The 11062-nt window shown below is 58.7% G+C and carries 11 protein-coding genes; 6 read left to right on the top strand and 5 right to left on the bottom strand.

Annotation, left to right across the window (positions count from 1 at the left end; all coding sequences use genetic code 11):
- Positions 1-1133 (top strand): translation elongation factor 4 (gene lepA / locus WA354_RS14010; protein WP_472813635.1); only part of this gene is annotated, 1133 nt, incomplete at its 5' end.
- A gap of 433 nt (positions 1134-1566) precedes the next feature.
- Here the strand turns inward: lepA and WA354_RS14015 are convergent.
- The 3 genes from WA354_RS14015 to bamA all read right to left on the bottom strand — a co-directional run bounded on the left by WA354_RS14015 (position 1567) and on the right by bamA (position 6516).
- Positions 1567-2226 carry an OmpH/Skp family outer membrane protein gene (locus WA354_RS14015; RefSeq protein ID WP_472813636.1) on the bottom strand — a complete coding sequence of 220 codons (660 nt, stop codon included), beginning with the start codon at positions 2224-2226 and terminating at the stop codon, positions 1567-1569.
- Positions 2227-2528: 302 nt separating this feature from the next.
- Positions 2529-3197 carry an OmpH/Skp family outer membrane protein gene (locus tag WA354_RS14020; protein ID WP_472813637.1) on the bottom strand — a complete coding sequence of 223 codons (669 nt, stop codon included), beginning with the start codon at positions 3195-3197 and terminating at the stop codon, positions 2529-2531.
- A 295-nt stretch (positions 3198-3492) separates the two neighbouring features.
- Positions 3493-6516, bottom strand: a complete 3024-nt coding sequence (bamA, locus tag WA354_RS14025) for an outer membrane protein assembly factor BamA (RefSeq protein ID WP_472813638.1) — start codon at positions 6514-6516, stop codon at positions 3493-3495.
- Between the two features lie 543 nt (positions 6517-7059).
- Between bamA and WA354_RS14030 the strand changes: the two genes are divergently transcribed.
- Complete coding sequence (locus WA354_RS14030; protein ID WP_472813639.1) at positions 7060-7569, top strand: glutathione peroxidase; 510 nt, start codon at positions 7060-7062, stop codon at positions 7567-7569.
- A gap of 11 nt (positions 7570-7580) precedes the next feature.
- Positions 7581-8012, top strand: coding sequence for a DoxX family protein (locus WA354_RS14035; RefSeq protein ID WP_472813640.1), 432 nt, complete (start codon positions 7581-7583; stop codon positions 8010-8012).
- Between the two features lie 3 nt (positions 8013-8015).
- Here the strand turns inward: WA354_RS14035 and WA354_RS14040 are convergent, their stop codons facing one another.
- Together WA354_RS14040 and WA354_RS14045 are read right to left on the bottom strand one after the other, a co-directional pair.
- Positions 8016-8831, bottom strand: coding sequence for a DODA-type extradiol aromatic ring-opening family dioxygenase (locus tag WA354_RS14040; protein ID WP_472813641.1), 816 nt, complete (start codon positions 8829-8831; stop codon positions 8016-8018).
- A 97-nt stretch (positions 8832-8928) separates the two neighbouring features.
- Positions 8929-9366: a hypothetical protein gene (locus WA354_RS14045; RefSeq protein WP_472813642.1), complete on the bottom strand. Its 438-nt coding sequence runs from the start codon at positions 9364-9366 to the stop codon at positions 8929-8931.
- A gap of 116 nt (positions 9367-9482) precedes the next feature.
- On the opposite strand from WA354_RS14045, the gene WA354_RS14050 reads away from it, so the two are divergent.
- From WA354_RS14050 to WA354_RS14060, 3 genes are all read left to right on the top strand, one after another.
- Positions 9483-10154 carry a hypothetical protein gene (locus WA354_RS14050; RefSeq protein WP_472813643.1) on the top strand — a complete coding sequence of 224 codons (672 nt, stop codon included), beginning with the start codon at positions 9483-9485 and terminating at the stop codon, positions 10152-10154.
- Between the two features lie 95 nt (positions 10155-10249).
- Entirely contained in the window at positions 10250-10834 is a 585-nt protein-coding gene (locus tag WA354_RS14055; protein ID WP_472813644.1) for an RNA polymerase sigma factor, read from the top strand.
- On the top strand, positions 10831-11062 hold a 232-nt coding region (locus WA354_RS14060; protein ID WP_472813645.1), incomplete at its 3' end, for a hypothetical protein. The genes WA354_RS14055 and WA354_RS14060, both read left to right, overlap by 4 nt.

The raw sequence follows: 11062 nt of genomic DNA on the forward strand, positions 1-11062 counted from the left end.
TGATGTCGAACGGGAAGTCGTTCGAAGTTGAGTCGATGGGCGTACTGATGCCGAAGCCGGTGGAGATCGCGCAGCTTTCGGCAGGCGAGGTGGGATTTTTCGCGGCAACCATTAAGACGGTGAGCGATACGCGCATCGGTGACACGGTTACGGAAGAAGAACGGCCCGCGTCAGAGCAGCTACCGGGATTCGAAGACATCAAGCCAATGGTGTTTGCGGGACTCTACACGGTGGACTCGCACGAGCACACGTTGTTGCGCGATGCGCTGGAGAAGTTGCGGCTGAATGATTCTTCTTTCTTCTTCGAACCCGAGAGCTCGGCGGCGCTGGGATTTGGTTTTCGCTGCGGGTTCCTGGGACTGCTGCATATGGAGATCATTCAGGAGCGGCTGGAACGCGAGTACGAGCTTGACCTGATTACGACGGCACCGGGCGTGCGCTACCACATCACGATGACGGATGGGTCCGTGATGGAAGTGGACAATCCTTCGCGCTGGCCGGAGCCGACCAACATTGATGAGATCCGCGAGCCGGTGATCACGGCGAAGATTCTGACCAATGAAGAATATGTCGGTGGAATCTTCAAACTGGTGGAAGAAAAGCGCGGCAAGCAGATGAACTTCGAATACGTGACGCCGACGCGCGTGCTGTTGACGTACGAATTGCCGCTGAATGAGATCGTGCTGGATTTCTACGATCGGCTGAAGTCGATTTCGCGGGGGTATGCTTCGCTGGATTATTCGCTGGCGGGCGAGTGGGAATCGCCGATGGTGAAGCTGGATATTCTGGTGTCGGGCGAGCCAGTCGATGCGCTGTCGATTATCGTGCACCGAGACTTTGCCTATGAGCGCGGAAAGGCGCTGGTCTCGAAGATGCGGGAACTGATTCCCCGGCAGCAGTTCGAGGTGGCGATCCAGGCCGCAATCGGAGCGAAGGTGGTGGCGCGGGAATCGGTGAGCGCGCTGCGGAAGAACGTACTTGCCAAGTGTTATGGCGGCGATATCTCGCGAAAGCGCAAATTATTGGAGAAACAGAAGGAAGGCAAGAAGCGGATGAAACGGATCGGGAAAGTGGACATTCCGCAGGAGGCTTTTCTGGCCGTGCTTCGGGTGGGCGAAGACCAGCAGAAGTAACTCTCAAATCGTGACTTGGCTCACGTCGCAGTCATCAACCATTCATAGGGAATTGTGGAAAGCTCATTGCAGCGGCCCAGAGCGGCCTGGGCGCGGGCCTAGCTTGCACGTGGTCTCGTTGACTTGCGCTTGTGATAGATAAATAAGGAGCTTCCTAGGTTTATCAGAGCGCGTAAAGCTTGGCAAGTAGGAAAGTGCAGCTTTTTTAGTGAATCATGCGACTCGATATCCACAATTTTTTCCACAGGCGAGCTGAGAACATTTCTCTATGGGAAGCATGGCGCCTGTTCCCTGGAATTCGCATTGAAACGGATGAAGAAAAGGCCCCGGGATTCCGGGGCCTTTTCTTGATGATCCAGTGGGTTTTTCTGATCTTCGAACAGTGCCATTCCCGCGAGGCAAATGATGGATCCGTTCGGCCTCGGGGCTCCGGCTACTGGGGAGTCGTTGGCCTCGGGGCTGCCGGCCTGGGGGCCGAGGGGGCCGACGGGACAGTCGCTCCTCCCGCAGTGGGCGTCGTTGGTGCCGGTACACCTGATTTCACGTTATAGGCGTCAATGATGGCCTTGGTGATGTTGGTGGAATCCGCGGCATACAGCACCGGGTTCTGTTGCTGCGAAAAGTCGAGGACCAGAGTGTACCCGTGCTGCTTCACATAGTCGTTGAGGACGTCATAGACCTTGGAAGCAAGCGAGCCGTAGAGTTCCTGCATCTCGCCCTGCATGTCGTTCTGGGCATCTTCAGCGGAGCGATCGAGCTGCTTCTTTTTGTCGTCGATGGTTTTGGCACGGGCCGCGCGCTCCGCGTCACTGAGTTTGTCGCCCTGGGCCTGGAGCTGCTTGGTCAGGGTCTCGATCTCATCATTAAGGGCCTTGAGCTGCGCCTGCTTGGGCTGATATTTGCGCTGCAGGTCGGCGAAGCTGCGCTGTCCCTCGTTGGTCTGCGCGACGGCAACCTGAAATGCGATGACTGCGATCTTGGCTGGACCCGCGGGGGCTGCAGCAGCGGCATCGGGAGCGGACGGCGTTTGGGCGGTGGCAGTCAGGGCAAGGCCTGAGGCAAGCGTGAGAACTAATGCAAGAGTGCGCTTCATTCGACTTGAAAACTCCTTAGAAATTCCTGGGGCTGTCGCGCATTCAAGTTGAAGGCGAACCGGCACCTTCATTGCGCGCGCCCTCTGAGAGACCTCTCGACAAATTTCCTCGAGGGACTTCCATTAGACGGAAGCAAGGACGAGAAAAGAAGCGGCGGAGACGTCAGCAGGAACTAGATGGATTATAGGGGTGCGGGGTGGGGGGGTCAAACTGCAGAGAACAGAGGAACAGAGATTGGGATGGCTCGGCGCAAAAAGGCCTCGCGGGTCAGGCGAGGCCTTCTGAAGAGATGCGTTGGGGGCTAGTGAGCGCCGGTTGGCTTGGGAGCGGCGGGAGTCCTGGCGGGAGCTGTACCCCTGGCTCCAGGCGCGCCTGCTGCCGGCGTTGGGGCCGGAATGCCCGATTTGACGTTGTAGGCCTCGATGATGGCCCTGGAGATGTCAACCGAAGGGTTGCTGTAGAGCACGACGGGAAGCTGCTGGTTGCCGTTATCGAGGACGAGGCTGAACCCGTGTTCCACCGCATAGGCGTTCATTGTCTCGGCGAATTTGCCGGCAACGGCTGAGAAGGTCTGCTGCATATCCTGCTGGAAGTCGGCCTGCGCGTCTTCGCCGGAGCGCTTCAATTCCTTCTGCTTATCGTCGAGGAGCTTGGCCTTGGAGGCGCGCTCGGCATCGCTGAGAGTTGCAGACTGTGCCTGGAGTTCTTTCTGCAAACCGGTGATCTCATCGCTGAGCGTCTTGATCTGCTGACGCTTGGGATCATACTTTTTCTGGAGGTCGGCGAAACGGCGCTGGAAGTCGTTGGTTTGTGCAACAGCTTCCTGGAAGCTGATGACAGCGATCTTCGCTGGTCCGGCAGGTACGGCCGACGCGCTCGGTGCAACGGCGGAGACGGCAGGCGATTGAGCGGTGGCATTCAGCGCGAGGCAAGAGGCCATCGCGGCTACGGTGATGAGAGTGTATTTCATGTAAATCCAATACTCCTTGAAATCCCTGGAAGGCAGCCCTGCGGCCATGCGGCGCAACGACGAGCCTGTGCCTCCTGAACAACCTTCGGTCCTTTTCGATGGGGGCTCCGCGACAGTTGAGGCAGAGACAAAAAGACGCGGATCGGAGACGTCAGCAGGAACTAACAACGATTATATGAGCGGCGGAGAGGGGGGTCAAACGGGATAAAGAGGGATAAGAGATCAGGGATCAGCGATCAAAAACGTGAGGGCCGCTCAATGAGCGGCCCTCGCGCCGGATGGTTGCAGAATCTGATTAGAAGGTGGTGGAGACGCTGAGACGGAAGGTCTTGCGCGGCTCACGGAAGAGATTCTGTGCGCCGTAGGCCTGGATGGTCTGCTGATAGGTATAGTCGCCTGCGCCGCCGGGTGGGAACATATCGCGGGTGATGAGCTCGGCTGTGCAGCTTTGCACCTTGGCGCCGAGGGCTACGTCGTTGCAATAGGGCCGCTCGTAGAGACGGAGCGGGTTGTAAGCGTAGTAGAGCCGAAAGGGCGCGTTGATGACAGGCATGATGATGGAGAATTCGCCGCCCAGAGACATGCGGGGCACTACATTGGTTCCGGCGACCGTCCGGATATCGCGCTGGAATCCGACGTCCACGCCGGGGATGCCGCCCTGGCAGGAGCCATTGTTGTAGACCGGGCAGCCGTAAAGCGGAGCGGTAAGAGATGCGAAGCCTTCGGGACTTTGCTTGAGCTGGCCGCGGTTGGCAACAACGTCCATGCCGAAATCGTCGAAGAGCGAGAACATTGCGGAACCAACGATGGGAATGCGGTACTCCAGATTGCTGAGGAAACTGGTGTCGCCACCGATGGAGACGATGCCGTAGACCGGAATGGGGACCGCAATGCACTGGTTTAGCTGAGGATTGTTGGGATCGCGCGGCACGCATGAGCCGTCGGGATTTGTGAGCTGAACCGTCTGACGCGTGGGCACATAACCGTAGGGCGTGGCACTGCGAACATCGAAGCCGCGCAATTCGGAATCGCCGCCCGCATAGAAACGGTTGTTCGGGGGCGCCACATCTCCGCCGTAGCCCTGTATGTAGCCAAGCTGGGCCTTGAAGGCGAGAATATTGTGTCCGTTGGGACTGAACATGAGGTAGTGGATGGGGCGGTAGGTCTTGTAGGAGACCAGGGGCGAGAAGTAGCGTACGTTGCCCCAGATACCGGCCACCTGGAAGGCCGCTGTGAACTCTTTTCCCGAGCGCGGTCGTACCGGATTGTTGACGGTGTTATAGGCGTAGGTGAATGAAGCCAGGCTGGTGACGATGCCTTCCAGCGCGTTTGATCCCTGGATGCCTGACCGGAAGCTGATGGTCTGGAAGTAGGTCTGTGAAGCCGTGCTGAACGCGGTGATGTTGGCCCGAGAAAGTGAGTAGGTAAAGCCCACGCGTTGGAAGGCGTGGCGACGCAGCGGATAGCTCAGCGAGAAGTTCAAACCGGTCGCGGCCTGATTGTAGTTCTGGGTAAGCTGCTGTTGAGCGTTAGTCAGATTGAGAGCCGCGCCGCTCGACGTCTGGTAGGACTTGGCCGCGTTGAAGTCAGACTTGTTGTTGTATATCTGGAAGCCAACGTTGAGCGGGCGGTTGTGGACATAAGGTTGCGTGAAGCCAAAGAGGAACTGGCGGCTTGTGTTGCCGATGTTGCCTTGAAGACTGAGAGTTTCGCCCAGGCCCAGGAAGTTGTTGGTCTGGTAATTGATGCCGAGGAAGGCGCCCGACAGTCCGCTTACGCCGCCGTTCAGGCCGATGGAGTTCTTGCCCTTCTCCTTAACCTTGAGGAGAAGGTCGACGGTGCCGGCTTCAGCGTTCTGGTGTGCCTCGGAATCCTGATCGACCTTGAGAGGATCGAAGTATTCAAGCTGATTCAGGCGCAGGAGGCTGTATTCCCATAGCTGGGAGTTGTAAACCTGGCCTTCGTCGAGAAGCAGTTCGCGGCGGATGACGCGGTCGCGGGTGATGGTGTTGCCCTGGAACTCGATGCGCGAGACGTAGAACTGCTTGCCTTCATCGATGTCGACCTGCAGCGAAACGGTCTTCTTTTGCTCGTCGTAGACCGGCTTGGGGATGGCGCCGAAGTTGATGTAGCCGAGCTGGCCGTACGCCTTCTTGAGGTTTTCGAGGCCCTTGCCGACGAGGCTGGCGTTAAACCAGTCCCCATCCTTGATCGCGAACGTGGCGCGGAGAGCCCTGGTGTTATTGATGTGCGTATTTCCCGTAAAGGTGATGGTGCCGAGGCGATAACGGGCGCCCTCTTCGATGGGCATCAGGATATCGATGCGCTTGCCGCGTTTGGGCCGGAAGGTAAGCAGGTTCAGTCCGCCTTCGTCGCGAATCTGGGTGCGGGGCGTTTCGACCGCGGCGTTGGCGTAACCCTTGTCGCGATAGGCGAAGCGAACGCGCTCAGTATCTTCGTCCAGCTTGGAGGCGTCGAAGGTGCGGGCGAAGAGATTCTCGAGGAATAGAGAATAGGGGATGCCGATGGGCTTCAAATTTTTCATCGAGCGGCGCAAGACAACGCTGCTGATGTGCTGGTTGCCGACGAACTTGATCTCGCCGACCTTGACCGTCGGGCCTTCCTTGATACTGAAGTTGATCTGCACCGAGGCGGGAGGGATGGTCTTGACGTCGGCCTTGATGACGGCGAACTGGTGGCCGTGCTCTGCAAGGAGTTCCGCGAGTACGGATTTGGCGCGCATCACCTTGGTCGGATCGTACTGGCCTTCCACCGAGAGGCCGACCTTCTCCTTTTTGAAGCGGTCGAGGATATCGGAGGTCGAGACGGAACTGTTGCCCTTGTAATTGATTTCGCGGATGGTGGGCCGTTCCTGGACGAAGACGTTGAGGATGATGCCTTTCTCCGTGTCTTCGCGTTCGATGCGCAGGTTCTCGAAGTAGCCGGTGTTCCAGAGGGAGTTGAAGTCGCGTTCGATCGAGACTGGATCGTACGTGTCCCCGACATGGGTGAACATACGGGCGAGGATGGTTTCCTTTGGAATACGCCGGTTGCCGATGACGCGGATAGATTCGATGATCTGCGACTGCTGGGCGATCGCTTCTCCAGCTGAGAAGACAAGCAAAAACACCAGGACGAGCCGGGAAATAATGGCGGTAATCCGCGAATTGCGGGAGATGACATCGTTCTTGATGAGTACCCCCGCCCAGACGGCACCCGCCTGTCCGTCGGGGGTCTCTATCTTCACCGGGCTGGTGCACTGCGGCGAGCACAAGTACTGGTGCGGTCCAAGGTAAGGCTTCACGGGAAGAATATGCACACCCTCACTGCTTAAGTTCTGTTACAGCCTTTAGGAAAGATTGATTTTACCATCTCGAAGACGATGTCTTCTGATCGCTACAACCTCACCTGAAGCACGGATGAAGCGCTCGGCTCGGAAACCGAAATCTTCCTAACTTTTCCTGCCGCGCCAATCAGTACCCCGGACCAAAACCTGTCCGCGGGACTTGCCATTCGCGTCATTCAGGACACCGGGCACTTTGCGACACAGTGGGCGAAGAGTGAATGCGGAAGAGACAGCAAACAATCCGCAACCTGTTTCAACGCCAACCGCTCGCTCATTTGGGTCCTAGATCAGTTTACCGGACCGAAATGGGCAGAGCGAATCCTCACGAACGAAGACCTGTCCGCTGTTCATAACCCCACGGATGAACACCTATCCGCGGAGATCCCGAATGACCCACCCCGCGGACTAAGACCCGTCCTTGGGGACCCTGAATGACTGGATATGAGCGAATGCACGATCCTTAGACGCAGGTGCGGGCAACATGACATCCTCAAAGCGAAGAGGATGGAGGAGAAAATGGCAGAAATCTCGGAGACCGTCTACGGTTTTTCAGTGGAGATGCTGAACGGGCCCGCGGTGAGCCTGTCGGATTTCAAAGGGAAAGTGCTGCTGATTGTGAATACCGCCAGCCAATGCGGATTCACGCCCCAGTACGCGGGGCTGGAGTCACTTTACAAGACATATAAGCAGCGCGGGTTCGAGGTGCTGGGTTTTCCGTGCAACCAGTTTGGCGCGCAGGAGCCGGGGACTGCCGCTGAGATTGGCGCTTTCTGCGAAAAGAACTACGGGGTGAGTTTTCCCATGTTTGCCAAAATCGACGTGAATGGCGGGGAGGCGCACCCGCTTTACCGGTTCCTGAAAAGCGAAAAGCCGGGCCTGCTGGGCCCGCTGGGTGGCGGCGCGATCAAGTGGAACTTTACGAAGTTCCTGGTCGACCGCGGCGGAAAAGTTGTGGCGCGATTCGCGTCGGCTACCAAGCCGGAGAGTCTGGCGAAAGATATCGAGAAATTACTCGAGAGCAAGTAGGCGGAGAAACTATGCGCAAGAGCCTTCCGATAATTCTGATTCGTGTGATTGTGGGAGTGGTGTTTCTGACCGAGGGCATTCTGAAGTTTGTATATCCCGGCGAACTGGGATGGGGACGTTTCGCGCACATCGGGCTGCCCTTTCCGCACGTGCTTGCGCCGTTCGTAGGAGCGGTGGAGATTGCAGCGGGTGGAGCGCTGATTCTGGGTTTCTATGCGGGCGATGCGGCCCTGTTGCTGCTGATCGTGATTCTGGCGGCGATCTTTACCACCAAGGTGCCGATTCTGCTGGGGCATCCGCTGGCACGGTTTGCTCCGCCCAAGCTCGACCATTACGGGCTGCTGAGTTTTATCCACGAGGCGCGCACTGACTTGTCGATGCTGTTTGGGCTGGTGGCCATTTTGATTGACAGTGGCGTCAAGGTCAGCCTGAGAGGGCGATAACTATCAGCCGTCGAAGCGGAAGGCGCTGATCTTCGCGCCCATGGGCTCATCGGTGAAGATGCGCTTGCCCGCGGCTTCGCCTCCTGCGCCGGCTGCGACCATCAGGGGAATCAGATGCTCCTCGCGCGGATGAGCAAAAGCCGCGAAGGGAGCTTCGCGCCAATGGGAGAGTAGATCGTCGCGCTCAGAAGCCGGCGATTCGACTGCGCTGGTGAGCCAGGTGTCGAAGGCACGGGCGCGGTCGGCGGTCTCGGGATGAAAGTAGGCGCGGAGATTGTGGAAACTCATGCCGCTGGCGATGATCAGGACACCTTCGTCTCTCAAGGGAGCAAGGGCACGGCCGGCGGCCATGTGAAGAGCCGGATCGAGCGAGTGGGCAAGAGAGAGTGTGACGACGGGGATCTCAGCCTCAGGGAATGCAACCTTGAGGGGAACGAAGACACCGTGATCGTATCCGCGGGTTGGATCGGTCGCGGAGGGGAGGCCGGCGTTACGAAGCAATTCGGCCGCGCGGACGGCGAGCGCCGGATCACCGGGTGCCGGCCAGGTGAGCTGGTAGGTGTGTGCGGGGAAGCCGGAGTAGTCGTAGATGAGCGGCGGCTTGGCGGAGGTGCTGGCGGTGAAGGCCGGCTCCTCCCAATGGCCGCTGATAACGAGCAGAGCTTTAGGCTTTTCGGGAAGCATAGAAGCCACGGACTCGAGGAAGCGCTTGGTCGCATACCAGGTGTCTGCTGGACCCCAGGTCCAATCCATGAAGAAGCAGGGGCCCCCACCGTGGGGAAGGAAGATGGTGGGCTGCCGCTGAGTGTTATCGGGCATCGTGAATCTCCGGCGTTCCCGGCCCAATTATTGGCCGGGATTTATCTGTTGTAACAACTATCTGATGCTCGGGAGGTACGCGGAGATTCGGATGCCGTTAGAAAACCGGCTCAGCCAGAACATAGACGTAGACCAGCATTGCGGCACCGATCAGCGCAGGAATCAAGCCGCAAACAAAGACTGGATTACCGTGAAGAAGAGCGTAGAGAAAGACAGTGACGCCGATGCCGACACCCATGTTGATGATGCCCCCAATCTTCATGCCTTCGCGCCTCTTGATGCTTGCGATGCGCTCCTGCTCGCGCAGCAATTCAACCGCAGCGGTGCCGCCCTGACCGGGCGCCTCGGCAATGCGGCGGATGGTATCGGCCTTGTAGAAAGCCTCGCGCTCCTTGCGCCGGTGTTCCATCCATGTAGTGGCGGGGAGAAAAATGCCGAAGAGCGCCACTGCGCCGACCGCGAGAAAAATCCACATGCCGTTCGCCATAAGGACATCTTCAGAATCGAAGAGAAACTGGAGTACCAGGTGTGCCATACAATCCTCCTGCTTGCCGGGGACTCGTTTCATCCCATGCGTACAGTGGGACAGGGGAGCCGGCCGGCCGGTTGCATTTTCTTGTGAGTAAAGCAGGAGGTGCGCGAATTGCGCGAATGATGACGTGGCGGGCGGCATTTTCGTTTGCTTTGGTGGTGATGATCGCTGCCTCAATCGCGATGGCGGTCGCGGCAGTGGAACGAAGTCCTGGATGGTTTCTCAACCCGGGCGCTGCATGGTTCTTGCGGGAGGTGGTTCTGGCATTGGCCATCTATGCCGGGGTGATTATTGTCGTTGTCGCCAATCGAGGCGACGACTGGGATGCGGAGATGCGGAACGCGGCCCTGTTCGGCAGCATCGCCGGTCTTGTGGAAGGGCTCAATGTGGCGCTGGAAAACGGGATTGGCGTCTCGGTACAAGGGCCTGCAATGCAACTTGCGGGAATGCTGTTCGTCTTTGCACTTTGGGCGGCCGCTGGAGCCCGAACGGCCAGGGAGTTGAATCGGTTCCGGCCCGGAATTATCGCAGCGGTGATGAGCGCGGGCGTCTGCATGGTGATCGGGGTGACGGCCGGGTTCGCGATGGAGTTGTTTATTGCGCCGTCGCGGGCGAATTATGTGGCGACGTGGGCCGAGTTCAAGCGGAGCGGGTGGACGGATGCGCACGCCTTCGGGATCGCAAACACGCTGGATTCGGGATTCACGCACTTGTGGATGGGGCCGCTCGTGGCGCTGGTTGTCGGGAGTGTGGGTGCGGCGGTCGGATGGCGGATGGCGGCGCACCGTTAAGAATTGGTGGAAACAAAATGCAACCAGGTGCGGCGGACCCTTGTCCCACAATTACGAGAGTGGTGGATTTGAATACGACTGCCCGGAACGTAGGCGTGGCGCGAGGTCAAGAGTCGGACCTCGCTGACGTGGAGCGCGTGCTGGGCGGGGACGTGAATGCCTTCGAGGGCATCGTGCGCAGGTGGCAGAGTCCGCTGGTGAATATGGCGTGGCGGTATTGCCGCGATCGCGGACGTGCGGAAGAGATGGCACAGGAGGCGCTGGTGCGGGCCTGGCGCGGATTGGCGCAGTGGCGGCGCGAGGGCAGTTTTTCGACGTGGCTGTTTGCGCTTGCGGCGAATGTGTTCCGTTCGGAACTGAAGCGGTTTCCAACGCTCGATGTGCGAATTGAGGATGCGCCGGAGCCTGGTGGTCCCGCGGCGCAGCTGAACGAAATGGCGAAACGTCAAAGTTCGGATGCAGTCCGGAGGGCGGTGCTGGCGTTGCCGGTGCGCTACCGCGAGCCGGTGGTGCTGTTTTATTTTCACGAGATGGATGTGGGCGCGACTGCGAAGACGATGGGGATGCCGGAAGGAACGGTAAAGGCACGGCTGGCAAGAGCGCGAGCGTTGTTAAAAAAGCGGTTTCCGCATCTCGAAGATGAGCAGGCGGCGATGGGATTGGCGGAGAGGGAGGCATGACGATGGAGTCCATGAAGAAGACGAGCAACCTTGATCGGATTCTCGGTGCGGAAGAGGAACTGGCGCCTTCGTCAGGCTTTCTGTCGGTGGTAATGGAGCGCGTGCGCGAAGAAGCCGCAGCGCCGAAGCCGATTCCGTTTCCGTGGAAGCGGGTGGTGCCCGGCGCTGTTGTTGCTTTCGGTGGGGTGGCGTGGATTGGCGTAGAGGTTGTGCGGCAGGCAGTCAGGA

The organism is Occallatibacter sp. (genome assembly GCF_049802275.1).
Lineage (GTDB): Bacteria > Acidobacteriota > Terriglobia > Terriglobales > Acidobacteriaceae > Telmatobacter.

Coding starts and splice junctions, on each gene's coding strand:
- WA354_RS14040 (WP_472813641.1), bottom strand. CDS start 8,831: ATGCCCGATAACACTCAGCGGCAGCCCACCATCTTCCTTCCCCACGGT.
- WA354_RS14015 (WP_472813636.1), bottom strand. CDS start 2,226: ATGAAGCGCACTCTTGCATTAGTTCTCACGCTTGCCTCAGGCCTTGCC.
- WA354_RS14045 (WP_472813642.1), bottom strand. CDS start 9,366: ATGGCACACCTGGTACTCCAGTTTCTCTTCGATTCTGAAGATGTCCTT.
- WA354_RS14030 (WP_472813639.1), top strand. CDS start 7,060: ATGGCAGAAATCTCGGAGACCGTCTACGGTTTTTCAGTGGAGATGCTG.
- WA354_RS14050 (WP_472813643.1), top strand. CDS start 9,483: ATGATGACGTGGCGGGCGGCATTTTCGTTTGCTTTGGTGGTGATGATC.
- WA354_RS14035 (WP_472813640.1), top strand. CDS start 7,581: ATGCGCAAGAGCCTTCCGATAATTCTGATTCGTGTGATTGTGGGAGTG.
- WA354_RS14020 (WP_472813637.1), bottom strand. CDS start 3,197: ATGAAATACACTCTCATCACCGTAGCCGCGATGGCCTCTTGCCTCGCG.